The organism is Nocardia higoensis, from assembly GCF_015477835.1.
Classification (GTDB): domain Bacteria; phylum Actinomycetota; class Actinomycetes; order Mycobacteriales; family Mycobacteriaceae; genus Nocardia; species Nocardia higoensis_A.
Window position 1 is genome coordinate 2,297,738 of record NZ_JADLQN010000001.1, and the last position, 23,654, is coordinate 2,321,391.

The window sequence follows — 23,654 nt, forward strand, 5'->3', positions numbered from 1 at the left end:
CATGTGCCTCGGAATTCCCGGCCTCGTGCTGGAGATCCCGGACGGCTACTACGGCCAGATCGCCCTCGTCGATGTCTCCGGCGAGAAGCGACGTGTGAACATCGGGCTGCTCGACGACGATCCGGTAGGACCCGGCGATTGGGTGATCATCCACATGGGCTTCGGGATCGAGAAGACCGACGCGGCCGGTGCGGCAGCGGCCATGGCCGGGTTGCGCATCCTCGGCAGTGGTGAGCAGCAGTGACCGCCGACCGGGCCCGCCGCCGGTTCGTGGTGCGCGGTGTGGTGCAGGGCGTGGGCTTCCGGCCGTTCGTCTACACCACCGCGGCCGAACTGTCGCTGAGCGGGCGGGTATCCAACGACAGCAGTGGCGTCATCGTCGAAACCGAGGGCACCCCGGCGGATCTGGTCGAGTTCGAGCGGCGGCTGCGGTGCGCGCCGCCACCGCTGGCGGTCGTCGAATCGGTGGAGCGCTGCGAGATCCCGGTGCGCGGCGGCACCGGATTCCATATCGCCGACACCACTCGCGGCGGCGGCCGCACCCTCGCCTCACCGGATATCGCCCTCTGCGCCGCGTGCGAGGCGGAACTGCGCGACCCGTCCGACCGGCGCTACCGCCACCCGTTCGTGAACTGCACCAACTGCGGTCCCCGGTTCACCATCATCGCCGCGTTGCCCTACGACCGGGCCCGCACCTCCATGGCCGAATTCCCCATGTGCGAGCGCTGCGCCCGCGAGTACCACGATCCCACCGACCGCCGTTTCCACGCGCAGCCGATCGCGTGCCCCGAGTGCGGCCCGCGCCTGTTCTACACCGGCCCCGGCCGCGGCGAGCCGCTCGCCGCGGCCCGCGAACTGTTGCGGTCGGGCGGAATCCTGGCGGTGAAGGGCGTCGGCGGCTATCACCTGGCCTGCGACGCGGCGAACGAGACGGCAGTGGCCGAACTGCGACGCCGTAAACGCCGAAGCAGCAAGCCTTTCGCCGTGATGGCGCCGGACATCGCGCTCGCGCGCGAGATCGCTGTCGTCGACTCCGCGGCCGCCGGACTGCTGACCGGCCCGCAGCGGCCCATCGTGCTGCTCGCCCGCGGGGGCAGACCGCTCGCCGAGTCCGTCGCGCCGGACAACCCCGACCTCGGTGTGATGCTGGCCTATACCCCGCTGCACGTGCTGCTGTTCGGCCTGGCCGGCGACCCGGTCGGCCCGGATGTGCTGGTGATGACCTCGGGCAACCGCAGCAGTGAACCGATCTGCTACGACGACGCCGATGCGCGCGAGCGCCTCGCCGGGCTGGCGGACGGCTGGCTGTGGCACGACCGCCGCATCCTGGTGCCCTGTGACGATTCGGTGGTTCGCCTGGTCGACGGCATCGAGTCACCGGTACGCCGCTCGCGCGGGTACGCGCCGCTGCCACTGGCCCTTCCGGCGCCGCTGCCGCCGACGCTCGCCGTGGGCGCCGACCTGAAGAACGTCTGTGCCGTCGCCGACGGCCGCTACGCCTGGCTGAGCCAGCATGTCGGCGATATGGACGATCTGGCCACCCTGCGCGCTTTCGACGGCACGCAACGGCACCTGGAGGAGCTGACCGGGGTGCGCCCCGCCCAACTCGTCGCCGACGCGCATCCGGGTTATCGATCCACCGCGTGGGCTCGCAGGCACGCGGGCGAGCGCCCGGTGCGCACGGTCCAGCACCACCACGCGCATATCGCCGCCGTCATGGGCGAGCACGGGCTCGGTCTCACCGATACCGTCCTCGGAATCGCCTTCGACGGCACCGGGTTCGGACCCGACGGCGCGGTGTGGGGCGGTGAGATCCTCGCCGCGGGATACAAGGGCTACCAACGGCTGGCCCACCTGAGGTATGTGCCGCTGGCCGGTGGCGACACGTCGGTGCACCGGCCGTACCGCATGGCGCTGGCGCATCTGTGGGCCGCCGGTGTCGAGTGGTCGCCGGTGATCGGGTCGGTGGCCGCCTGCCCGGCCGAGGAGCGCGCGGTGCTCGCGCACCAGTTCGGCACCGGCCTGGGCTGTGTGCCGACCTCCAGCATGGGCAGATTGTTCGACGCGGTGTCCTCGCTGGCCGGGGTCCGCCACGTCGTGGATTACGAGGCGCAGGCGGCCATCGAACTCGAAGGACTTTCCCGAGGCGGGGATCCCGGTGACAGCGCGTATCGGTTCACCGTCGGTTCCGGTGCGGATCCCGCGCTGATCGACCCCGGCCCGGTGATCGCCGCCGTCGTCGCCGACGCAGTGGCCGGTGTTGCGGCGGCGGTGATCGGCGCCCGCTTCCACGCCGCCGTCGCGAGTCTGGTGCTCGACATCGCCCGGGAGTTCGCGGCGACGGACCGGGTGGTGGCGCTCTCGGGCGGCGTGTTCCAGAACGCGCTGCTGCTGTCGGGTACCCGAAGACTTCTGCGCGACAACGGATTCACCGCGCTCACGCACAGCAGACTGCCACCCAACGACGGTGGCCTCGCATTCGGGCAGGTGCTCGCGGTCGCCGCGGGCTGAGCGGAAAGGAGCAGACATGTGCTTGGCAGTTCCCGGAAAGGTGCTCAGCCTCGAGGAGCGTGACGGCACCCTGATGTCGGTCGTCGACTTCGGCGGCGTGCACAAGGACGTGTGCCTGCAGTACATCCCGGACGCGGCGATCGGCGACTACGTCGTCGTGCACGTCGGATTCGCCATCCAGCGGCTGGACGAGGAGTCCGCGTTGCAGACCCTGGCCGAGTTCGAACACCTCGGCGTGCTGAAGGAGGAGTTCGCGGACGGTTTCGCCGTCGCGGCCGCGCAGGCGGGAGAGGAGAACCCGGAGAAGGCACATCAGGATGCCCCCGAGCACGCCCCCGAGGAGGAGCTGTGAAATATCTCGACGAATTCAGCGACCCGGAGCTGGCCAAGCGTCTTCTCGAACGGATCCGGGCCACCACGGACCGCCGCTGGGCGATCATGGAAGTGTGTGGCGGACAGACACATTCGATCATCCGGCACGGGATCGACCAATTGCTGCCGGACCGGATCGAGATGATCCACGGTCCGGGCTGCCCGGTGTGCGTCACCCCGCTCGAGGTGATCGACAAGGCGCTCGAGATCGCGGCGCGGCCCGGGGTCATCTTCTGTTCGTTCGGCGATATGCTCCGGGTCCCGGGCAGCGAGAAGGATCTGTTCCGCGTCAAGAGCGAAGGCGGGGACGTCCGAGTCGTCTACTCGCCGCTGGACGCGCTGGAACTGGCCAGGGCCAATCCGGATCGGCAGGTCGTCTTCTTCGGTATCGGCTTCGAGACCACCGCCCCCGCCAACGCGATGACCGTGTACCAGGCCCGGCGGCTCGGCATCGAGAATTTCTCGCTGCTGGTCTCGCATGTGCTGGTGCCACCGGCGATCGCCGCGATCATGGAGTCGCCGCAGTGCCGGGTACAGGCCTTTCTGCTGGCCGGGCACGTCTGCACGGTGATGGGCACCCAGGAGTACCCGCCGCTGGCGCAGCGGTACCAGGTCCCGATGGTGGTCACCGGTTTCGAACCCTTGGACATCCTGGAAGGTATCCGTCGCACCGTGGCGCAGCTGGAATCCGGCCGTCACGAGGTGGACAACGCCTATCGGCGGGCGGTCTCGGAGGAGGGCAATCCGGCGGCCAAAGCCATGCTGGCCGACGTCTTCGAGGTCACCGACCGGGCCTGGCGCGGCATCGGGGTGATTCCGGACAGCGGGTGGCGGCTCTCGCCGCGCTACCGCGACTACGATGCCGAATACCGCTTCTCCGTAGGCGATCTGCACACCGCCGAATCGGCGGTCTGCCGCTCGGGCGAGGTACTACAGGGCCTGATCAAGCCCCACGAGTGCGCCGCGTTCGGCACCCAGTGCACGCCGCGCAACCCGCTGGGCGCCACCATGGTGTCCTCGGAGGGCGCGTGCGCGGCCTACTACCTCTATCGGCGCCTGGATCAGCCCGCGGAGGTGGCCCATGCGTGAGGACCCGATCATGCCCGCACCGGCGACGATCGATGCGGACGGGTGGGTCTGTCCGATGCCGCTGCGCGATTCGCCGAATATCGTGATGGGTCACGGCGGCGGTGGGGCGATGTCGGGCGAACTGATCGAGCATCTGTTCCTGCCCGCCTTCGGCCCCGCGGCCGACGCGGGTCTGGGGGATTCGGCCGTGGTCACCCTCGGCGATACCCGGCTCGCGTTCTCGACCGACTCCTTCGTCGTGAAACCGCGCACTTTTCCCGGCGGTTCGCTCGGCGAACTGGCCGTGAACGGCACCGTCAACGATCTGGCGATGGCCGGTGCGCGCCCGCTGGTGCTGTCCACCGCCTTCATCCTCGAGGAGGGCACCGCGCTGTCCGAGATCGCCGCGGTGGCCCAGGCGATCGGCACCGCGGCGTCGGCCGCGGGAGTGACCTTGGTGACCGGTGACACCAAGGTGGTCGACGCCGGGCACGGTGACGGCATCTTCGTCAACACCACAGGTATCGGCGTCATCGACCGCGGGGTCGACATCCGGCCCCAGCGCGCGCGGCCCGGCGATGTCGTCCTGGTCAGCGGCGATATCGGGGTCCACGGTATCGCCGTGATGAGCTGCCGGGAGGGGCTGGAATTCGGGACGACGGTGCTCAGCGACACCGCTCCGCTGAACGGTCTGGTGGCCGCGATGCTCACCAGCGGCGCCGACGTGCACACCTTGCGCGATCCGACCCGGGGTGGAGTGGCGGCCACGGTGAACGAAATCGCCCGCGCCGCCGGCATCGGGGTGTCGCTGGACGAGACGGCGCTGCCGGTGCCCGCCGCGGTGCGCGATGCTTGCGGGCTGCTCGGCCTCGACCCGATGTACGTGGCCAACGAGGGCAAACTGATCGCCTTCGTCGCTCCCGAGGACGCGGATCGGGTGCTGGAGGCGATGCGCGCGCACCCGCTGGGCGCTCACGCGGCGGTGATCGGCGTCTGCGTCGAGGAGCATCCCGGAATGGTCGTGGCGCGGACCGCACTCGGCGGTACCAGGGTGGTGGACCTACCGGCCGGGGAGCAGTTGCCGCGCATATGCTGACGCGGTGGGTCGTCCGGTTCGCCGGCCCGGGAAAGAAACGAGGTACCCGACAGTGCGGATATCGGCGGCAGCGATACGGGCCGGATGGTCGGATCTGGATCCGGCGCAGCGGCGCAGCGTCACGGGTATGACCCTCACGATCGTGGCGCTGCACTTGCTCGGCTTCGCGACACTGCTGTTGCTCGTGGTTCCCGGCGGCTACCTCGTGGACGGGGCGGTCTTCGGCGTCGGCCTCGGGATCACCGCCTATACCCTGGGCGCGCGGCACGCGTTCGATGCCGACCATATCGCCGCCATCGACAATACGACGCGAAAACTTCTGGCGGAGAACCGCAAACCGATGTCGGTCGGATTCTGGTTCGCGCTGGGCCACTCCACCGTCGTCTTCGTCCTGGTCGCACTGCTGGCGGCCGGAGTGAAGGCGCTGGCGGCCGACCTCGAGGACGAGAACTCGCGGTTACAGCAGTGGACGGGTGTCTTCGGCACCGGCGTCTCGGGCACCTTCCTCATCCTGATCGGTCTGCTGAACCTGATCTCCCTGATCGGAATCTGGCGGGTATTCCGCGGCATGCGGCAGGGCCGTTTCGACGAGGCGGAACTCGAACGCCACCTCACTGATCGAGGCGCGCTGAACCGGGTGTTCGGACCGCTGATGCGCGCGGTCCGAACACCCAGGCAGATGTATCCGGTCGGATTGCTGTTCGGGCTGGGCTTCGACACGGTCACCGAAGTGAGTCTGCTCGTCATCGCGGGCGGCGCGGCGGCCACCGACCTGCCGTGGTACGCGATCCTCGTTCTGCCCGTGCTGTTCTCGGCGGGCATGACGCTGTTCGACGCGCTGGACGGGACACTCATGAACTACGCCTACGGGTGGGCATTCGCCGGGCCGGTGCGCAAGGTGTACTACAACATCGTGGTGACCGGTCTGTCGGTCGCGGTGGCGCTGTTGATCGGCGTGCAGGAGATCATCTCGATCATGACCGAGAAACTCGACCTCACCTCGGGACCGCTGGCCTGGGTCGCCGAACTCGATCTCGGGGCAATGGGTTTCATCATCGTCGGATTGTTCGTCCTCACCTGGGCGATCGCGGTGGCGGTCTGGCGTCTCGGTGATGTCGAACGGCGCTGGCAGCCCGAATCGCCGGTGGATCCGTGACCACGCATGCCGCGGCGACCCGCGGCGCGGACATGTTCGCCAGGTTCGCCTACGCGCCGAATTCCCTGGGGTACTGCGGCCCATCGGGAACGACGGCGCTGCGTGACGGGTCCGCCGAGGACGTGCGGGCCGTCGCGCGCAGCTTCACCGGAGCATGGCCCTACCTGCAGGTCATGTCGCGCATGACCGGCATCGACGATCCATTGGATCACCGCCTGGTCGAGTCGTATTGGCTCGGAGGCGGCATCGGTGCGCGGCTGGACCCCGCGACCTTCGTCGACGAGTTGCTGGCGGTGATAGGTCCGGCCGCGGGGCACTACTGGAAGTACCTCACCGATGGTTCGCTGATCGAGGAGGCGGCGGCGAATCACTGTTTCCACGTCTTCGGTGTCTATCCCTGGACCCGCCTGCTCGGCCGGGGCGGCGACCACCCGGTCCGCGTGCTCGACAACTGCCGGATCACCTGGGGCACAATCAAGGCGCGTGAAGACGACCACGTCGTCGTCGAGTGCCCGCGGCTGGAGTTCGACGGCCACCGGTTGGCCCTGAGCACACCCGAGACCCGGTCGATCCCGATATGGACGGACGGCTACGCCGCGGTGCCCGACGCGGCGCCGGGCCAACTCGTCGCACTGCACTGGAACCGACTGTGCGGCCGACTGACCCGCACCCGAGCGCGAGCGCTGGCAATCAGCACCGAACAGCAACTGCGAGCCACCAATCGCAGGCTCGCCCGGGCGATGACCGCCCCGCCGTGACACCCGACATCGGCGATAGTCCGTTCTCGATGCCGCTGGCGGCCCCATCCCCCGATGAAGAGCTACACCCGAGCCGCCCGCATCCCCAAGAAGGCGAATCCAGAATCAGTCGTCCTCAGCAAGTATGGCCTCGTCCTCCAACGCCTCGAGGCGCGCCTGTTCCATCCGAGGACGGAACCAGGCGGGCAATTTCTCCTCCGACCGCGGAAACCGTTCGAGTTCCCTCACGAAGCTGTTGTAGGCCGGACCGAAGCCGCTCCACTCCGGTTCGTTCTCGTAATCGAATCTCGCGACAACCCGCATATCAGAAATAATAGTGAGCGTCATCGAATACCACGCCCCACCATCGGGAGTCGCCATAACCTTCCTGAGTTCCCCCAAAAGACCACCTGCTCTCATCGGAACGGAACAACTGACAGTGTCCGACGGTGCACGCTCTATGTACACTTGACTTTGCGACCAAGGCCCGAGCGTGCGGCGCTCGAGTCGCATTTCGACCCACTCGGTTCCGTATTCTTCGACCAGTATGCCACCGATCTCCGAGATCAACTCCCCTTGTCGAACCATCGGCAGGGCACCCGGATCTTCATCGCTGCACATCGTCGGACTCCTCATGTTCTATTCCGCCGCCATTCAGTTACGGCAAGGGCTCAGTCGTCCTCGGCAAGTATGGCCTCATACTCCAATGCCTTCAGGCGCGCCTCTTCCATCCGGGGACGGAACCAGGCGGGCAATTTCTCCTCCGACCGCGGAAATCTTTCGAGTTCCCTCACGAAGCTGTTGTAGGCCGGACCGAAGCCGCTCCACTCCGGTTCGTTCTCGTAATCGAATCTCGCGACAACCCGCATATCAGGAGTAATAGTGAGCGTCATCGAATACCACGCCCCACCCTCGGGAGTCGCCATAACGTCCCTGAGTTCCCCCAAAAGACCACCTGCTCTCATCGGAACGGAACAATTGACAGTGTCCGACGCTGCGCGCTCTATGTACACGTCGTCCTCCGACTCAGGCCCGAGCGTGCGGCTCTCGAGCCACATTTTGTCCCACTCGGTTCCGTATTCTTCGACCAGTATGCCACCTATCTCCGAGATCAACTCCCCTTGTCGAACCACAGGAAGAGCACCAACACCTTCATCGCTACACATTATTAAACCTCTCATGTCTTATTTTGCCGCCATTTATTCGGTACTCCATTTCCAACCGGTCGGGTTGCGGCTTTCCTCCCCTCGCTCCTCCGGCATGTATCCGAACTGCCTGCGCAACGCGAAATCGACCGTCGCGCCGTCGAATCGGACTTCACCGGCGTCGGCGGCGAGAACGCCGAGCACGATCCGCATGGTGGTCGACTTACCCGCGCCGTTGCTGCCGACGAACCCGAAGATCTCCCCCGACCCGACCTCGAAACCCACATCGGTCAGCGCGGTCACCGCACCGAACCGTTTCGCCAGTCCCCGTATCTCCAGCCGCACGCGCATCCCTCCCATATGTGACTCCATCCGCATCAGGGGTCCGCGCCGCGCACCCGGCGCGCAGCACCCAGGGGCCGCACCACCCGACGAACGTGTGCCAGGCAGGAGCCGCGCCGCTATCGCGGACAGCGCCGCAGGCGGCGGTCGCGCTCACCGCGCCGACCCGACCGGGCGGTCATCGTGGGCCGTTCGTGTTCACGAACAGCACCGGCCGGTCGTCTTCGACACGCGACGCGGCGAACTCCAGCGTCGCGGCCATGGCCTTGCCTGTGTAGACCGGTTCGAGCCATAGTCCTTCCCGGTCGCGCGCCGTGCGCACGGCGACGGCTCCTTCCGGCGTGGAATGCCCGTAACCGGGACCGAGCCATTCCCGGGTGACGAGCAACCGGTCCGGGCGCAAGGCCGGGGTCGGGAACACCGCGCCGCGGGCGCGCAGCAGTCGCACGCACCGACCGGCGAGCCCACCCAGGGACCGGTGGTTAAGTCGCAGCGTGTCGTTGACGACCACCGCGACGACCGTGACATCGGCCAGCCCGGCGAGCTCGAGACCGAGCCACAACCCGGCGGCCGTGCCACCGGAACCGACAGGCACCACGACACGACCGGGACGCGGCAGCTGTCCGGCCTCGATCTGTGCAGCGATCTCGAAGGCGGCCTCGACATAGCCGAGCACCCCGAACTCGTTGGAACCCCCGGGCGGCACCAGGTACGAGGGCCGATGTCGCAGCATCAGGTACGGCGCCGCCGCATAGGTGCGAGCCTTGGTGTGGGTGAAGTACAGCCGGGCACCGGATTCGCGCAGACGCTCCAGTTGTGCGCGCACATGGTCGTCGAGCGGCTGATCGACCAGGGCGAGCGCGGTGTCCAGGCCGTGGTCGCGGGCATAGCGGGCGGTGGCCAGGCCCCAGTTGGTGCCGAGGGCGCCGAAGGTCAGCACCGTGCGCTTCTCGCGGCGCACCGCCTCGGCCAGCAGCCATTCGAGCTTGCGCACTTTGTTGCCGCCCCAGCCGCCGTCGCCGAACGCGCCGTCGTCTTTGAGCCACACGGGAGTTCGGCCGGACAGCGCGGTGAGTTCCCTGACCGGTGTGGGCGCGGTGCCGAGCGGCAGCCTCGGCAAGCTCGCGCGCAATTCGGGGAAACGCTGATACAGCGACGGCGTACTCATGAGCCCTCGCGGCGGGCACGGGCTCGGCGCTTGCCCTCGTGCATGGCGTGCACACGCGCGACCGGGATCGTGTGCCCCTCCTCGACGAGGTCCGCCGGAAGCGCTTGCGGCGCGGGCATGTCGTCCTGCCAGGGGTCGGTCCCGGCGAGAAGCCCGGGCGCGGTGCGGATGGTGAAGTCGGCGGGCGCGACCTCGGGCAGGTCGGGCCAGCTCACCGGAAACGACACCGGCACCCCGGGCCGCACGCGAGGACTGTAGACCGAGACCACCGTCGCGCCACCGGAACGGGTGGAGTCGAGGAACACCTTGCCTTCCCGGTCCTCCCGGATGAAGGCGGTGGTCGCCAGACCCGGATCGAGCCGTTCGGCGCGGGCCGCGATCGCCCGGGTGGCGGCGGCCGCGTCCTCGACCGGGATGCCCGGCTCGACGGGAACGAAGACGTGCACCCCCTTCGAGCCGCTGGTCTTCACCACGCCGCGCAGCCCGTCGGCGGTGAGTGCGTCCCGGATGAGCTGGGCGGCGAGCACCGCGTGCCGGAACGTCTGCCCCGGCGAAGGATCCAGATCGAGGACCAGGTGCGTCTGCCCGGCCTCGGTGTCGGTGGTGAGCAGCGTCGGGTGGTACTCGACGGCACGCTGATTGCCCAGCCACAACAGGGTGCGCCGATCCTGGCAGAGCGGATAGGTGATCTTCCGGTGCACGCTCGCCGCCCACATGGTCACCCGGGGCACGAAATCCGGCGCGTACTCGGGCAGATTCTTCTGCATGAAGGGGTCCTGCCCCACCCGCACCCGCACCACCGACAGCGGCCGATCCCGCAACTGCCCGATCAACGGATCGGCAACAGCCTCCAGATAATCGATCAGGTCGCGCTTGGTGGCGCCCGCCCCGTCGAACAGCGGCTGATCCATATTCGTCATGGGGACGCCCGCGCGTTCCTCCTCGCTGCCCATCGCCCCACCCTGCCCTTCGGCTGCCGGCGGGTCAACCGGCGCGCCCGAGGGAGGACATGGCGCGAAATCGAGATCCGGGACAGACTTGGAATCGTGAAGGCGATATCGAACGGTGACGCCGGGAGCGCGTCGTGACGGCGCTGGCCCGCGGAGAGAACCGTCCCGCGCCCGGGGATCGGATGACGGTCACCGTCACCAGCGCCGCCCCGCTGGACGTATCGGCGCTGCTGCTGAATGCGTCTGGGCGAGTGCGGGCCGACGGCGATTTCGTGTTCTTCAACCAGCCCGCCGGCGACGGTGTGCTTCTGCGGCACGGGCGCGGCGGGCCGGACGTGATCGACGTACAGACCTCGGCGCTGCCGCCGGACATCGAGACCGTGGTGGTCGCGGCGAGTCCGGCCGGACGTGGCGGCGCCACCGCCTTGGCCGCGGCGGGCGGTCTCACGGTGACCATCGGATCCGATACGGGCACAATGACTTTCCCCGTCACCGGGCTGACCACCGAGACCGCCGTGGTCTGCGTGGAGATCTACCGACGCGCGGGCGCGTGGAAGATCCGTGCCGTCGGCCAGGGATACGACAACGGTCTGGCGGGAATCGCCACCGCGTTCGGGGTGAACGTCGACGACGAACCGGCTCCCCCGCCGCCCGCACCCGCACCTGCGGCACCGCCGCCCCACACACCGGGAGCACCGCGCGGGGCCACCCCGCCGACCGCCGCGCAGTCACCGGGGGCCGCCGCGCCCGGCGGCTATCTCTCGCCTCCGCACAGCCCACCCCCGCCTCACGCCCCCGCGCGGGGCACAGCCGGTCACCCGCAACACGTGCCCGCCGCGGGCCCGCCTCCGCACGGCGCGCCCGGCCACCCGCCACCGCCTGGTGCGCCCGGGGGAAGTCATCGCCCTCCGGCCGTGCCCGGCTACCCATCCGCGTTCCCGGGAACCCCAGGACAGCCCGGGTCCGGGGCGCCGGGCCACCCGCCCGCGGACGCACCCGGGCAGCCGCCGTACGGCGCGCCGCCCGCGCACCCCCAGCCGTCCCACCCGGCCCCACCACCGGTCGCCCCACAGCAAGGAGCACTACCGATGCAGAGCGATCTGTTCGACGCCCGCCACGCCGAGGTCAGCGGTCTCGGCATCCAGAAGCAGGGCGGCAAGATGATCAAGGTCGGAGTCAACGGCGAGGTCATGGCCAGATCCGGCTCGATGGTGGCCTACCAGGGCGAATTGCGTTTCCAGGCACAGGGTTCCGGTGGCATCGGGCGTGCGATCCAGGCGCGGCTCACCGGTGAGGGCGTGCCGCTGATGAAGGTCTCCGGGCGCGGTGATCTGTTCCTGGCCAACGCCGCCGCCGACGTGCACCTGATCGATCTGGACGGCTCCGACGGGCTCACCGTCAACGGTGCCAATGTGCTCGCCTTCGACAGCTCGCTGCGCTTCGACATCAAGCGGGTGCAGGGCGCGGCCGGATTCGCCAGTAACGCGGGCCTTTTCAACTGTGTGTTCACCGGGCGCGGGCGGATCGCCATCACGACCGAGGGCACCCCCGTGGTGCTGAACGTGGATCAGCCGACCTACGCCGACCCGCAAGCCGCGGTGGCATGGTCGTCGAGCCTGCAGACCGGCATCAAGCGCAACGACTCGTTCGGTCTGGGTACGTTGCTCGGCCGCACCACCGGAGAAGGGCTGACGCTGGCGTTCAGCGGACGCGGCTTCGTCGTCGTGCAGCCTTCGGAACTTCCGCCCGGTGGGTTCATCGCAGGCACCGGCAGCGGTCAGGAATCCGGTCAGACCAGCGGATTCATGGGCGGCCTCCTCGGCTGAGCGTCGTTCGGCCGCCGCCGGCTAGCGGTTCAGGGCCGCTTCGAAGACCGGCCACGCCTTGTGCAGGTCTTCCTGCCAGTAGTCCCAGGCGTGCGTGCCGGTGGGCCGCAGATCGATGGTGGCCGGTATCCCCAGCTCCCGCAACCGCTCTCGCAGCTGCAGGGTGCACATATTGGTGACCGCCTCCAGCGGCGCGCCGAACAACAGGCGGTAGCCCAGTTCGGACTGGTCGCCGCCCACCGCGGTGGGCGAGTCGTACGGGCCGGGGATGCCGGAGCCGCTGGAGATGTAGATCTCGGTGCCGCGCAGACCTTCCGCGTGCAGATAGGGGTCGTTGGCCTGCCAGGTCGGGTCGTCGGGCGGGCCCCACATGTTCACCGGATTCCCGCGATGCGCCGCCACGACGGCATTGACCATCACCTGGCCCTGCAGATCACTGGTGCGCACGCAACCGCTGAACGAACCGATCGCGCGATACAGACCCGGTGCGCCGAGCGCGAGCTGGAAGACCGAGGTGCCCGACATGGAGACCCCGACGACCGCGTTTGCGCCGTTCCCGCCGAACTTCTCGTCGATGAGCGGCGGGAGTTCCTCGGTGAGGAAGGTCCCCCAGCGCTGGGTGCCCAGCACCGGATCCTCGGACCGCCAATCGGTGAAGTAGCTGCCCGCGCCGCCCAGGGGAATGACGACGTTGACCTGCTTGCCCGCGAAATAGCTCTGGTAATCGGTGCTGTCGTGCCAGCTGCCGTCGACGTGGCCGGAGGCGCCGTTGAGCAGGTAGAGGGTGGGTGCGGGCCGGGTCGGGTCGGCCGCGCGCAGGACGAGCACTTCGGTGGTGCCCTTCATGGCGGGCGAGAACACCTCGACTGTCAGCGCTCGCTCGGTCCCCTGCCGGATGTCGGTGACGGCGGGTTCGGGCCCCTCTGCTCGCGCGGGCCCGAGTCCGCCGAGGAACAGCGCCGCCGCGGCTACCGCCGCACCGAAAGACCGGCGTCCCGTGAACCCGAATCCGACCATGGCATTCCTTTCCGGTGACGCAGATATGTGCGGCACCGCCGAGGATACGGTGCCGAACTCCGAGTGAACGTCATGAGTCGCCGCGCGCGATAGCCCACACCGGAAAGATTGTGCGGTTTAACCAGCACGGGTCCGGCCGAGATGGGAGCAGACCCGATGGCGCCCGCCGCCGTGCGGTCGGCAGCGGGCGCAGTCTTCGGGGCGCGGGAGATGAAGCGATCAGGCCGAGGTGGTTCGAACAGTGGCGACCTGTGCCTGCCACATCCAGTGCAGTTGCTCGAGTCGCGCGGCGATCGCGATGAACAGGTCCTGGGTGACCGGATCTGCCTTCTCGGTGGCGTCGATGCGCTCACGCAATCGGCTGATGACCGCGGCGAGATTGGCCACGATCGAGTCGATCACGGCGGTGTCCTCGAGCCAGCTGTCGCCGATGCCCGGCGCGCCGGAATCACGGGCCACGCTGGCGGCCCGGCCGTCGGGGCTGACGCCGATGGCGGTGGCGCGCTCGGCGGCCGAGTCGGTGAAGTCACGGGCCGCGGTGACGAGCTCGTCCAGCGCCAGGTGCACCGAACGGAAGTTCGGGCCGATGACGTTCCAGTGCGCTTGCTTGGCGATCAGCGACAGATCGATCAGATCGGCCACCGTCGCGCGCAAGGCGTCGCCCGCGATGCGCCGCTGCTCGGAATCGAGGGTACTGGTGATGGGCTGGGACATCTGATGCCTTTCCGATCGTCGGACGGTGTCACGTTCGGGCTTACCCAGCACCGCCGCGGTCAACCAGGAAGCGAGCACGGCCACACCTGCCGGTCGAGCTCATGACGGCCCGCGTCGGCGCCTCCGGTGGCGGTACCGTGGCGATATGGCAATCCCCCGCAGGCAGGCGCTGCGCCTGGCCGCCACCGGGTCGGTCGCCGTGCTGGTGGGAACGTCGGCGGCGAGCAGCGGCCGGTTCCGTGCTCCGCGATGGTCGGCGGACCCGTTCACCCTGGGTGTCGCCTCCGGCGACCCCGCTCCCGACAGTGTCGTGTTGTGGACCAGGCTCGCCCCCGACCCGCTGGCTCCCGACGGGCACGGCGGCATGATGAACGCTCCGGTCTCGGTCGATTACGAGATCGCCCACGACGAGCACTTCCGCTCGGTGGTGCGGCGCGGCACCGCCGTGGCCACCAGGGAACTGGCGCATTCGGTGCATCCGGAGATCCATGGCCTGGAGCCGGATCGCTGGTACCACTATCGATTTCGCGCCGGATCGGTGATCTCCCCGGTAGGCCGCACCCGCACCGCGCCCGCCCGCGGCCAGGCCGTCGAGAGGCTGCGCTTCGCCTTCGCGTCCTGCCAGGCCTGGAGCGCCGGCTACTTCACCGCCTACGAGCATCTGGCCGCCGAGGATCTGGAGCTGGTGGTGCACCTGGGCGACTACATCTACGAGAAGAGCTGGCGGCACAATCGGCTCGACGAGCCCGCGGTCCTCACCGGCGAAGCCACCGACCTGACCGGCTACCGTCTCCGCTACGCCCAAGGCAAGGCCGAGCAGCCGCTGCGCGACGCGCACGCCGCCTTCCCGTGGATCGTCACCTTCGATGATCACGAGGTCGACAACAACTGGGCCGCCGACCATCCTGGTCTCGGCTTCGACATCTACCGCCTGCCCGCGTTGTTCCGCCGCCGCAGGGCCGCCGCGTTCCAGGCCATGTACGAGCATCAACCACTGCGCCGGGCACAGCTGCCGAACGGGCCGTCGATGCTGATGCACCGCCGTTTCGGCTGGGGAGATCTGGCCGAACTCACCATGCTCGACACCCGCCAGTACCGCTCGGCCCAGGTCTGCAGTGAGAACACCACCTCGGACTGCCCCGAGGTCGCCGACCCCGAGCGCAGCATTCTCGGTGCCCCGCAACGCGACTGGCTGCTCGACGGACTGACGGATTCCAGGGCCCGCTGGCAGATCCTGGGCAATCAGGTCGGCATGAGCGAAACCGACATCGATCCCGGCCCCGGACTGACGATCTCGACCGACTCCTGGGACGGCTACACCGCCGACCGCGATCTGGTCCTGGGCACAGCCGCCGAGAGCGGCGTCGGCAACCTCGTCGTGATCACCGGTGACCGCCACCACAACCAGGCCTCGAACCTGCGCGCGGACTACTCCGACCCCGGGTCACCCGTGGTCGCGGCGGAATTCACCGGCACCTCGATCACCACCGGTGGCAACGGCCACGATCTGGACGGCATCGGGCGCATGCTGCTCGCCGCCAATCCGGACCTGCAGTTCTTCAACTCACAGCGCGGTTACGTGCGGGTGGATCTGGATCATCGGCTCTGGCGCAACGACTTCCGGGTCGTCCCCTACATCGACCGCAAGGGCGCGCCGATCCACACCAGGGCAACCTATGTCGTCGAGAACGGTGTGCCGGGGGTGGTCGCGGACTCCGAACATGCCGCGTCGGCCCCGGGTCCGGCGCCGGTCCGGGGCAGCGAGCGCTGAGGGTTCGGTTGCTCGACGAGTACGATTCCCGAGCCGCTCAGTTCTGCCTGGGTCCGTGCGCGGCGTCGTACCACCGGTGCGGCACGGACCAGTCCCACTGCGCGGCGTGCCCCAGCGCGTCGGCCAGTTCCTCGTCCTGGGAGCGACGCAGCCATTCGTCGTAGCAGGGCATCAGGCCGCCGACACCCGCGCCGTAGAGCAGGAACCCCCGCATGAAGTACCGCCAGACCGTGCGAGCGGTGATGCGCTTCGACATCGCGACCTCCTGACCGATGACGACACCGCCCGTCCGGCCGTCACCGGCTCGGCCGGACGGGCGTCGGTGGCGCTCAGGATAGTCCCGGGGACCGTGGAAATGTCCGGTTTCGCCGATCGCGGCCGCGGCCGGGACCGGCCGAGCGCAGCGGCTCCGGCCGTGCGGAATCGCACCGGGCGGACCGGGGGCACCGGGCGCGTGTCGCGCCCCGCTGGGCGCCGTCGCCTGATGTGCGACGATGGGGCAGGTGACCGGTAAGAACGGCTCTGAACAGCGCCTCCGTGATCTCGCCCGATTGCGCCGGGTGCGCGACCGCATCGACCGTGAATACGCCCGCCCGCTCGACGTGGAGGCGCTCGCGCGCGACGCGCACATGTCCGCGGGACACCTGAGCAGGCAGTTCCGCGCCGCGTACGGCGAATCTCCCTACAGCTATCTGATGACCCGCCGCATCGAGCGCGCCATGGCCCTGCTGCGCCGCGGCGACCTCAGCGTCACCGAGGTCTGCTTCGAAGTCGGCTGCTCCTCGCTGGGTACCTTCAGCACCCGTTTCACCGAGCTGGTCGGCATGTCCCCCAGCGCCTACCGCAAACAGGCCGCCGAAGCGCCGGTGGATCTGCCCTCGCTCGTGGTCAAGAAAGTCACCAGACCGGTCAGGAATCGAGAAGCGCCGGCGCATCCGCCGCAACTAGCGTGATCGTCATGGACATCACCATCGCTTCCAGCTTCCTTCCCCACGACGACGCCGAGGCCGCGCTGGCCTTCTACCGCGACGCCCTCGGCTTCGAACTGCGCCAGGACGTCGGCTACGAGGGCATGCGCTGGCTCACCGTCGGCCCGCCCGGACAGCCCAGCACCTCCATCGTGCTGCATCCGCCCGCCGCCGACCCCGGTATCACCGAGGAGGAGCGCCGGACCATCACCGAAATGATGGCCAAGGGCACCTACGGGTCGATCCTGCTCGCCTCCGACGACGTCGACGCCGCCTTCGAAAAGCTGCAGGCGCGCGATGTGGAGATCGTGCAGGAGCCGATCGACCAGCCCTACGGCGTGCGCGACTTCGCCCTGCGCGATCCGGCGGGCAACATGATCCGCATCCAGCAGCGTCGCTGACTCTGCCCTTTCTGTCCCCGCCAGCCGGTACCCTGCCTGCGCGTACCGCCCCTGCCAGTTCACCGACTGACAGCCCGATCTGCCGACCGATGGAGATCCGATGAGCCCGGCCCCCGCCACGGACACCCCGCACGTTGCCGACACCCACGATGTGATCCGCGTGCAGGGCGCGCGCGAGAACAATCTGAAGGACGTCAGCGTCGAGATCCCCAAACGCAGGCTCACGGTCTTCACCGGCGTGTCCGGATCGGGCAAGAGCTCGCTGGTCTTCGGCACCATCGCCGCCGAATCACAGCGGATGATCAACGAGACCTACAGCGCTTTCGTGCAGGGGTTCATGCCGACCCTGGCCCGTCCCGAGGTGGATCTGCTCGAGGGGCTGACCACCGCGATCATCGTCGATCAGGAGCGGATGGGCGCCAATGTCCGCTCCACCGTCGGCACCGCCACCGACGCCAACGCGCTGCTGCGCATCCTGTTCAGCCGCCTGGGCACCCCGCACATCGGTGGCCCGCAGGCCTTCTCGTTCAACGTCGCCTCCATCAGCGGCGCGGGCGCGGTCACCGTGGAGAAGGGCGGACGCGAGATCCGTGAACGGCGCGAGTTCAGCGTCACCGGCGGGATGTGTCCGCGCTGCGAGGGCATGGGCAAGGTCTCCGACTTCGACCTGACCGCCCTCTACGACGACGGCAAATCGCTGGCCGAGGGCGCGCTCACCATTCCCGGCTACAGCATGGACGGCTGGTACGGCCGCATCTTCATGGGCTCGGGCTTCCTCGACCCGAACAAGCCGATCCGCAAGTACACCAAGCGCGAGCTCAACGATCTGCTCTACAAGGAGCCGACCAAGATCAAGGTCGACAACATCAATGTCACCTACGAGGGCCTGATCCCGCGCATCCAGAAGTCGTTCCTGTCCAAGGACCGCGAGGCGATGCAGCCGCACATCCGCGCCTTCGTCGATCGGGCCATCACCTTCGCCTCCTGTCCCGAATGCGAGGGCACCCGGCTGAGCGAGCTGACCCGCTCGTCGAAGATCAAGGGCATCAGCATCGCCGACGCGTGCGCCATGCAGATTACCGATCTCGCCGACTGGGTGCGTGATCTCGACGAGCCGTCGGTCGCGCCGCTGCTGAGGACCCTGCGCCACACCCTCGACGGCTTCGTCGAGATCGGCCTGGGTTACCTGTCGCTGGACCGCCCCGCGGGCACCCTGTCCGGCGGTGAAGCCCAGCGCACCAAGATGATTCGTCATCTCGGCTCGGCGCTCACCGACGTCACCTACGTCTTCGACGAGCCGACCATCGGCCTGCACCCGCACGACATCCAGCGTATGAACGAACTGCTGATCCGCCTGCGCGACAAAGGCAATACCGTGCTGGTGGTCGAGCACAAGCCCGAGACCATCGTGATCGCCGACCATGTGGTCGACCTCGGTCCCGGCGCGGGCACCGACGGCGGCACCATCTGCTACCAAGGCGATGTCGACGGCCTGCACAGGTCCGACACCCGCACCGGACGCCACCTCGGATACCGCGCCACGCCGAAGGACACCGTCCGCGAGGCCACCGGAGTGCTCGAGATCCGCGGCGCGAACCAGAACAATCTGCGCGACGTCGACGTCGACGTCCCCACCGGTATCCTCACCGTCGTCACCGGCGTCGCGGGCTCGGGCAAGAGTTCCCTGATCCACGGCAACCTCGGCAAGCGCGACGGCGTCGTGGTGGTCGACCAGACCGCCATCAAGGGCTCGCGCCGCTCCAACCCCGCCACCTACACCGGCCTGCTCGACCCCATCCGCAAAGCCTTCGCCAAGGCCAACGGCGTGAAACCCGCTCTGTTCAGCCCGAATTCGGAAGGCGCCTGCCCCACCTGCAACGGCGCGGGCGTCGTCTACACCGACCTCGGCCCGATGGCGAGCGTGTCCACGGTGTGTGAACTGTGCGAGGGCAAACGCTTCGACGCCTCGGTGCTCGACTACCGCCTCGGCGGCCGCGACATCAGCGAAGTCCTCTCGATGCCCGCCGCCGAAGCCGCCGATTTCTTCGGCACGGGCGAGGCCCGCACCCCCGCCGCGCACAAGATCCTGCAGCGCATCACCGACGTCGGCCTCGGCTACATCACCCTCGGCCAGCCCCTGACCACCCTGTCCGGCGGCGAACGCCAGCGCCTCAAGCTGGCGAGCCAGATGGCCGACAAGGGCGAGATCTACATCCTCGACGAACCCACCACCGGCCTGCACCTCGCCGATGTCGCCAATCTGCTCGGGCTGCTCGACCGTCTCGTCGACGCGGGCAAGACGGTCATCGTCATCGAACACCACCAGGCCGTCATGGCCCACGCCGACTGGATCATCGACCTCGGCCCCGGCGCGGGTCACGACGGCGGCAAGGTCGTCTTCGAAGGCACCCCCGCCGAGCTGATCGCCGACGGGACCACCCTCACCGGCAAGCATCTGGCCGAGTACGTCGGCGGCTGATCACCTCGCGGATTGCGATCGGTTCCGGGGCACCCCGGAACCGATCGACCGCGCGTGGCGGGCGAGGTCTCAGCGCCCCAGCAAGCGCTCGACCACCCGCCGGTACCGCTGCGGGTCCATGGGCGCGATGCCGAGCAGGGCACGCAGGTAGACGCCGTCGCCGACCAGGCGGATCAGGTCGGCGCGCACCTGGTCGCCGACCTCGGCCTCCAAGCCGTCCGACCAGGAGGCCATGAGATCGGCCAGGGCCCGCTGGATGCTTTCACCGCCCGAACCCGAGGTGGCGTCGACGGTGCGCATGGTGGCCAGCATCGAGCGGTACAGCTCGAGTTCCACGGCCTCGCTCGTGTCCTGTGGATCGGGAGTCTGCAGGTACCACTCGGCGACGCCGCCGCCTTTGGCGCGGGTCTCGGCCAGCTGCTGTTCGACGCGCGCGCCCAATCGCCCGACCAGGCCGGTGAGCAGCGCCTCCTTGCTCTTGAAGTGGTAGAGCAAGCCGCCTTTGGAGACGCCCGCCGCGGCGGCGACGTTCTCCAGGGTCACCCGGGACATGCCTTTGTCCAGCAGGACGGCCTCGAGCGCGTCCAGAATCCGGTCGCGAGTGCTGGATGTCACGGCGCACGACTATACCGGCCGGCCGGTGCTGCGTAGTACTGTACCGTCTGGACGGTAAATAGTCCGGCCCTTCGAGCGACGGAAGTCGAGAAAGTCATGAACGCCCCGGCGTCCTCCACACCCCCCTCTCCCACCCGCACCTCTCCCGACCACACCCTCCCCCCGCGCGCCACCCCGCGCGACTGGGCGGGGCTGGCTGTCCTCGCCCTCGCCCTGCTGCTGCTGGCCGTCGACGCCACCGTGCTCGACCTCGCGGTGCCGGCCCTCAGCGCCGACCTCGCGCCCACCACCCCGCAGTTGCTGTGGATCATCGACGTGTACTCGTTCGTGCTCGCCGGACTGCTGGTGGTGATGGGCGATCTCGGCGACCGCATCGGCCGCCGTAAGCTGCTGATCATCGGCGCCGTCGGATTCGGGCTGGCGTCGGCGGTGGCAGCGTGGGCTGTCTCGCCCGCCATGCTCATCGCCGCCCGCGTGTTGCAGGGTGTCGCGGGCGCGACGCTGATGCCCGCCACATTGGGCCTGATCCGGTCGATGTTCCACGATCCGCGCCAGCGCACCGTCGCCATCGCGGTGTGGAGCGCGATGGCCGGAGGTGGCGCGGCCGCCGGTCCGCTGCTGGGCGGATGGCTGCTCGAGCACTACTGGTGGGGTTCGGTGTTCTTGGTGAACCTGCCGGTCATGCTCGTTCTGGTCGCGCTGGCCCCGGTGTTGATCCCCGAATCGCGCGATCCCGCCCCCGGCCGGTTCGACCTGCCGAGCGCGGCGCTGTCGATGCTCACCCTGGTGCCGATCGTCTACGCGGTGAAGGAGACCGCCGCGCACGGCCCGCGGCCGATACTCGCCGTGGCCGCCACCGCGGGCCTGCTCGCAGGCACACTGTTCGTGCGCAGGCAGCGACGGCTCGCGCGGCCGATGCTGGATCTGACCCTGTTCGACCGGCCCGCCTTCCGTACCGCCGTGCTGACCAACCTGCTGGCCGTCTTCGCCCTGGCCGGCGTGCTGTTCTTCGGCTCGCAGTACCTGCAGCTCGTGCTCGGCCACTCGCCGCTGCGCGCGGGCGTGCTGTTGCTGCCCGGCCTGATCGCCGGGGTGCTCGGCTCGCTCGCCGCCGCGTGGCTGGTGAGACGACTGCGTCCGGGCACCGTGCTGGCCGGTGCGCTGGCGACCGCCGCCGCAGGCGCGGCACTGTTGCTGCTGCTGGGCTCCGACGCCACCGCGGCTACCGCGCCCTTCGTCCTCGGTTTCCTCGGTATCGGCGCGGGCGTGGGCGTGGCACTGACGGTCTCCGCGGACCTGGTGATCAGCTCGGCCCCGGCCGAGCGCGCCGGCGCGGCGGCGGCGGTGTCGGAAACCGCCTACGAGACCGGCCTCGCGCTGGGCGTCGCCCTGCTCGGCAGCATGGTGATGGCCATCTTCCGCAATACCCTGCGCCCCGCGGGCCTACCCGGCGAGGCGGGCGAATCGCTGTCCGCCGCGACCGCATTCGCCCACGGACTACCGGAAGCGACCGCCGAGACAGTCCTCACCTCGGTACACGAGGCATTCGTCACCGGCATCCATTCGGCCACCGCGGGTGTCGCGGCGGTGCTGCTGATCGCCGCGGCCTTCGCGTTCCGGCTGCGCTCGTCGGCGAGCTGACCCTGTCCCGGCCGAACACACGGCGCAATCGGAGGTATCCGCCGCAGATCAGCCGGGCGAACGACACCTCGCGGGCGCTGTCGCCGGGCGCATACCGATCCGACGACCGGGCGGAACTTCCAGAGGCATAAGACTCTCCGCAGGAACGGTTTTCGCGGCGGAGGCCCGAATCATCCGCCGGATGGCAACTCTCTGTGCAGCGTTCACCGGCCGTTCCACTCTCCGGGGGTACGCTGGCCCCTGCCAGCAGGAATGCGCCGCGGACTTCCGGAAGCCACCGGACAGCCGGAATCCGCGTCGTCTTCCCGACATCGCACGCCCGGCAGCTCATCCGTTCCGCCGGACCCGAGACGGTTTCCGTCGGTCTCCGGATGAGCCGATGCCGCGGACATCTTCCGGTTCCGGACAACACCCGCCCGCACGCGAACGAGTCGAGGGAGCGACGATGGGAGCGGTGGATACTTCGGCCACGGGCCGGACCAGGAGCGCGGTCGGCGGCCGCACACTCATGCTGGTGCTGGCGACCGTCGGCTTCGCCCTCAATTTCTGGGCCTGGGCATTGCTGAGCCCGCTGGCTCCCCGATTCGAGGAGTCGCTGGGACTGGGCGCGTTCGCCGAGTCGCTGGTGGTGGCGGTGCCGGTGATCGTCGGCGCGCTGGGCCGGATCCCGGTGGGCGCGCTGACCGACCGGTTCGGCGGCCGGGTGATGTTCCCGCTGGTCTCGCTGATCACCGTCGTGCCGGTGCTGTTCCTCGGGCTGATCGGCCACGACTCCCTGGCGGGGCTGTTGATCGGCGGCTTCTTCCTCGGTCTCGGCGGCACCACCTTCGCCATCGGCGTGCCGTTCGTCAGCAGGTGGTTCCCGCCGCAGCGGCAGGGGCTGGCGATCGGGGTGTACGGCGCGGGCATGGGCGGCACCGCGATCAGCGCGCTGACCACGGTTCCCCTGGTCGAAGCGGGCGGTCTGTCGACCCCGTTCCTGCTGTGCGCCGCCACGCTGTCGATCTACGCGGTCGTGGCATGGCTGCTGCTGCGCGACGCGCCCGGCCGTACCGCACCGGCCGAGCCGATGCTCACCCGTCTGGGCCAGGCCCTGCGACTGCCCGCCACCTGGCAGGCCTCGGTGCTCTACGCGGTGACCTTCGGCGGTTTCGTCGCGTTCTCGGTCTATCTGCCCTCCTACCTCAAGAGCGCCTACGAGCTGACCCAATCCGACGCGGCCAACCGGATGGCCGGATTCGTGCTGCTGGCAGTGGTCATGCGTCCGGTCGGCGGCTGGCTGTCGGACCGGTTCGGCGCGGTCACCGTGCTGACGGTCGCCCTGGGCATCGTCGCGGTCGGCGCGTTCGCGGACTCCTTCACTCCCGCTCTCATGCCGATCGGCACCATCGCGTTCCTGGCGATGGCGGCCGCGCTGGGCACCGGCAGCGGCGCGACCTTCGCGCTGGTGGCCTTGCTCGCGCCGCCGGGCAAGGTCGGCGCGGTCACCGGCGTCGTCGGCGCGGCGGGCGGGCTCGGCGGATTCGTGCCGCCGCTGGTGATGGGCGCGATCTACGGCGCGATCTCCGATTACGGCCCCGGCCTGCTCGCGCTGGCGGTCGTGGCGCTGGCCGCGATGATCTTCACTCTCACCGTGGTGCGAAAAGCCGTGGCAGCCAACGCGTGAGCTGTCCCCCG

22 protein-coding genes and 1 pseudogene are annotated in these 23,654 nt (G+C 69.1%); 14 read left to right on the forward strand and 9 right to left on the reverse strand.

Annotated features, from left to right (window positions below; all coding sequences use genetic code 11):
* Position 1 precedes the first annotated feature (1 nt).
* From IU449_RS10415 to IU449_RS10445, 7 genes are all read left to right on the forward strand, one after another.
* Positions 2 to 244, forward strand: a complete 243-nt coding sequence (locus tag IU449_RS10415; protein ID WP_195001623.1) for a HypC/HybG/HupF family hydrogenase formation chaperone — start codon at positions 2 to 4, stop codon at positions 242 to 244.
* Complete coding sequence (gene hypF, locus IU449_RS10420) at positions 241 to 2,511, forward strand: carbamoyltransferase HypF (protein ID WP_195001624.1); 2,271 nt, start codon at positions 241 to 243, stop codon at positions 2,509 to 2,511. The genes IU449_RS10415 and hypF overlap by 4 nt, the downstream gene beginning before the upstream one ends.
* Positions 2,512 to 2,527: 16 nt before the next feature.
* Positions 2,528 to 2,863 (forward strand): HypC/HybG/HupF family hydrogenase formation chaperone, encoded by a 336-nt coding sequence (locus IU449_RS10425; RefSeq protein ID WP_195001625.1) that lies wholly within the window; start codon positions 2,528 to 2,530, stop codon positions 2,861 to 2,863.
* Positions 2,860 to 3,972 (forward strand): hydrogenase formation protein HypD, encoded by a 1,113-nt coding sequence (gene hypD, locus IU449_RS10430; protein WP_195001626.1) that lies wholly within the window; start codon positions 2,860 to 2,862, stop codon positions 3,970 to 3,972. The genes IU449_RS10425 and hypD overlap by 4 nt, the downstream gene beginning before the upstream one ends.
* A 10-nt stretch (positions 3,973 to 3,982) precedes the next feature.
* Entirely contained in the window at positions 3,983 to 5,047 is a 1,065-nt protein-coding gene (gene hypE / locus IU449_RS10435; protein WP_195002471.1) for a hydrogenase expression/formation protein HypE, read from the forward strand.
* A gap of 94 nt (positions 5,048 to 5,141) precedes the next feature.
* The gene (locus tag IU449_RS10440) at positions 5,142 to 6,203 is read left to right on the forward strand and encodes a HoxN/HupN/NixA family nickel/cobalt transporter (protein ID WP_228804382.1); all 1,062 of its coding nucleotides are present in this window, start codon (positions 5,142 to 5,144) and stop codon (positions 6,201 to 6,203) included.
* Positions 6,200 to 6,961 (forward strand): DUF6390 family protein, encoded by a 762-nt coding sequence (locus IU449_RS10445; RefSeq protein ID WP_324188165.1) that lies wholly within the window; start codon positions 6,200 to 6,202, stop codon positions 6,959 to 6,961. Before IU449_RS10440 ends, IU449_RS10445 begins: the two co-directional genes overlap by 4 nt.
* Before the next feature lie 105 nt (positions 6,962 to 7,066).
* Here IU449_RS10445 and IU449_RS10450 read toward each other — a convergent pair whose 3' ends face one another.
* The 5 genes and pseudogenes from IU449_RS10450 to IU449_RS10470 all read right to left on the reverse strand — a co-directional run bounded on the left by IU449_RS10450 (position 7,067) and on the right by IU449_RS10470 (position 10,548).
* The gene (locus tag IU449_RS10450) at positions 7,067 to 7,561 is read right to left on the reverse strand and encodes a hypothetical protein (protein ID WP_195001628.1); all 495 of its coding nucleotides are present in this window, start codon (positions 7,559 to 7,561) and stop codon (positions 7,067 to 7,069) included.
* A 50-nt stretch (positions 7,562 to 7,611) separates the two neighbouring features.
* Positions 7,612 to 8,106 carry a hypothetical protein gene (locus IU449_RS10455; protein WP_195001629.1) on the reverse strand — a complete coding sequence of 165 codons (495 nt, stop codon included), beginning with the start codon at positions 8,104 to 8,106 and terminating at the stop codon, positions 7,612 to 7,614.
* A gap of 78 nt (positions 8,107 to 8,184) precedes the next feature.
* A pseudogene (locus tag IU449_RS10460) lies at positions 8,185 to 8,436 on the reverse strand (ATP-binding cassette domain-containing protein); the annotation flags it as partial.
* Positions 8,437 to 8,605: 169 nt separating this feature from the next.
* Positions 8,606 to 9,595 carry a 1-aminocyclopropane-1-carboxylate deaminase/D-cysteine desulfhydrase gene (locus IU449_RS10465; RefSeq protein WP_195001630.1) on the reverse strand — a complete coding sequence of 330 codons (990 nt, stop codon included), beginning with the start codon at positions 9,593 to 9,595 and terminating at the stop codon, positions 8,606 to 8,608.
* Entirely contained in the window at positions 9,592 to 10,548 is a 957-nt protein-coding gene (locus tag IU449_RS10470; protein ID WP_195001631.1) for a DNA polymerase domain-containing protein, read from the reverse strand. The genes IU449_RS10465 and IU449_RS10470 overlap by 4 nt, the downstream gene beginning before the upstream one ends.
* A 179-nt stretch (positions 10,549 to 10,727) precedes the next feature.
* Between IU449_RS10470 and IU449_RS10475 the strand changes: the two genes are divergently transcribed.
* Positions 10,728 to 12,371 carry an AIM24 family protein gene (locus IU449_RS10475; protein WP_228803889.1) on the forward strand — a complete coding sequence of 548 codons (1,644 nt, stop codon included), beginning with the start codon at positions 10,728 to 10,730 and terminating at the stop codon, positions 12,369 to 12,371.
* Positions 12,372 to 12,392: 21 nt separating this feature from the next.
* On the opposite strand, the gene IU449_RS10480 is transcribed toward IU449_RS10475, so the two are convergent.
* Together IU449_RS10480 and IU449_RS10485 are read right to left on the reverse strand one after the other, a co-directional pair.
* The gene (locus tag IU449_RS10480) at positions 12,393 to 13,388 is read right to left on the reverse strand and encodes an alpha/beta hydrolase (RefSeq protein ID WP_195001633.1); all 996 of its coding nucleotides are present in this window, start codon (positions 13,386 to 13,388) and stop codon (positions 12,393 to 12,395) included.
* A gap of 219 nt (positions 13,389 to 13,607) precedes the next feature.
* Positions 13,608 to 14,102: a Dps family protein gene (locus IU449_RS10485; RefSeq protein WP_195002473.1), complete on the reverse strand. Its 495-nt coding sequence runs from the start codon at positions 14,100 to 14,102 to the stop codon at positions 13,608 to 13,610.
* Between the two features lie 145 nt (positions 14,103 to 14,247).
* Here IU449_RS10485 and IU449_RS10490 point away from each other — a divergent pair, with 145 nt between their 5' ends.
* Positions 14,248 to 15,873 carry an alkaline phosphatase D family protein gene (locus IU449_RS10490; RefSeq protein WP_195001634.1) on the forward strand — a complete coding sequence of 542 codons (1,626 nt, stop codon included), beginning with the start codon at positions 14,248 to 14,250 and terminating at the stop codon, positions 15,871 to 15,873.
* Between the two features lie 37 nt (positions 15,874 to 15,910).
* Here IU449_RS10490 and IU449_RS10495 read toward each other — a convergent pair whose 3' ends face one another.
* Positions 15,911 to 16,129: a hypothetical protein gene (locus IU449_RS10495; RefSeq protein WP_195001635.1), complete on the reverse strand. Its 219-nt coding sequence runs from the start codon at positions 16,127 to 16,129 to the stop codon at positions 15,911 to 15,913.
* A gap of 238 nt (positions 16,130 to 16,367) precedes the next feature.
* On the opposite strand from IU449_RS10495, the gene IU449_RS10500 reads away from it, so the two are divergent.
* From IU449_RS10500 to IU449_RS10510, 3 genes are all read left to right on the forward strand, one after another.
* A complete protein-coding gene (locus IU449_RS10500; RefSeq protein WP_195001636.1) occupies positions 16,368 to 16,826 on the forward strand; it encodes a helix-turn-helix transcriptional regulator in 459 nt (152 codons plus the stop codon).
* Positions 16,827 to 16,831: 5 nt separating this feature from the next.
* Positions 16,832 to 17,242 (forward strand): VOC family protein, encoded by a 411-nt coding sequence (locus IU449_RS10505; protein WP_195001637.1) that lies wholly within the window; start codon positions 16,832 to 16,834, stop codon positions 17,240 to 17,242.
* 100 nt (positions 17,243 to 17,342) lie between these two features.
* Positions 17,343 to 19,721, forward strand: a complete 2,379-nt coding sequence (locus IU449_RS10510) for an ATP-binding cassette domain-containing protein (protein ID WP_195001638.1) — start codon at positions 17,343 to 17,345, stop codon at positions 19,719 to 19,721.
* A gap of 69 nt (positions 19,722 to 19,790) precedes the next feature.
* Here the strand turns inward: IU449_RS10510 and IU449_RS10515 are convergent, their stop codons facing one another.
* Positions 19,791 to 20,336, reverse strand: a complete 546-nt coding sequence (locus tag IU449_RS10515; RefSeq protein ID WP_195001639.1) for a TetR/AcrR family transcriptional regulator — start codon at positions 20,334 to 20,336, stop codon at positions 19,791 to 19,793.
* Positions 20,337 to 20,432: 96 nt separating this feature from the next.
* Between IU449_RS10515 and IU449_RS10520 the strand changes: the two genes are divergently transcribed.
* Entirely contained in the window at positions 20,433 to 21,977 is a 1,545-nt protein-coding gene (locus tag IU449_RS10520) for an MFS transporter (RefSeq protein WP_195001640.1), read from the forward strand.
* Positions 21,978 to 22,422: 445 nt separating this feature from the next.
* The gene (locus IU449_RS10525) at positions 22,423 to 23,643 is read left to right on the forward strand and encodes an MFS transporter (RefSeq protein ID WP_195001641.1); all 1,221 of its coding nucleotides are present in this window, start codon (positions 22,423 to 22,425) and stop codon (positions 23,641 to 23,643) included.
* Positions 23,644 to 23,654 lie beyond the last annotated feature (11 nt).

Bases quoted from the DNA above. Each gene is read 5' to 3' on its own strand.
- IU449_RS10415 (WP_195001623.1), top strand. From the start codon at position 2: ATGTGCCTCGGAATTCCCGGCCTCGTGCTGGAGATCCCGGACGGCTAC.
- IU449_RS10425 (WP_195001625.1), top strand. From the start codon at position 2,528: ATGTGCTTGGCAGTTCCCGGAAAGGTGCTCAGCCTCGAGGAGCGTGAC.
- hypE (WP_195002471.1), top strand. From the start codon at position 3,983: ATGCCCGCACCGGCGACGATCGATGCGGACGGGTGGGTCTGTCCGATG.
- IU449_RS10450 (WP_195001628.1), bottom strand. From the start codon at position 7,561: ATGTGCAGCGATGAAGATCCGGGTGCCCTGCCGATGGTTCGACAAGGG.
- IU449_RS10455 (WP_195001629.1), bottom strand. From the start codon at position 8,106: ATGTGTAGCGATGAAGGTGTTGGTGCTCTTCCTGTGGTTCGACAAGGG.
- IU449_RS10465 (WP_195001630.1), bottom strand. From the start codon at position 9,595: ATGAGTACGCCGTCGCTGTATCAGCGTTTCCCCGAATTGCGCGCGAGC.
- IU449_RS10470 (WP_195001631.1), bottom strand. From the start codon at position 10,548: ATGGGCAGCGAGGAGGAACGCGCGGGCGTCCCCATGACGAATATGGAT.
- IU449_RS10475 (WP_228803889.1), top strand. From the start codon at position 10,728: ATGACGGTCACCGTCACCAGCGCCGCCCCGCTGGACGTATCGGCGCTG.
- IU449_RS10480 (WP_195001633.1), bottom strand. From the start codon at position 13,388: ATGGTCGGATTCGGGTTCACGGGACGCCGGTCTTTCGGTGCGGCGGTA.
- IU449_RS10485 (WP_195002473.1), bottom strand. From the start codon at position 14,102: ATGTCCCAGCCCATCACCAGTACCCTCGATTCCGAGCAGCGGCGCATC.
- IU449_RS10490 (WP_195001634.1), top strand. From the start codon at position 14,248: ATGGCAATCCCCCGCAGGCAGGCGCTGCGCCTGGCCGCCACCGGGTCG.
- IU449_RS10495 (WP_195001635.1), bottom strand. From the start codon at position 16,129: ATGTCGAAGCGCATCACCGCTCGCACGGTCTGGCGGTACTTCATGCGG.
- IU449_RS10500 (WP_195001636.1), top strand. From the start codon at position 16,368: ATGGGGCAGGTGACCGGTAAGAACGGCTCTGAACAGCGCCTCCGTGAT.
- IU449_RS10505 (WP_195001637.1), top strand. From the start codon at position 16,832: ATGGACATCACCATCGCTTCCAGCTTCCTTCCCCACGACGACGCCGAG.
- IU449_RS10510 (WP_195001638.1), top strand. From the start codon at position 17,343: ATGAGCCCGGCCCCCGCCACGGACACCCCGCACGTTGCCGACACCCAC.
- IU449_RS10520 (WP_195001640.1), top strand. From the start codon at position 20,433: ATGAACGCCCCGGCGTCCTCCACACCCCCCTCTCCCACCCGCACCTCT.
- IU449_RS10525 (WP_195001641.1), top strand. From the start codon at position 22,423: ATGGGAGCGGTGGATACTTCGGCCACGGGCCGGACCAGGAGCGCGGTC.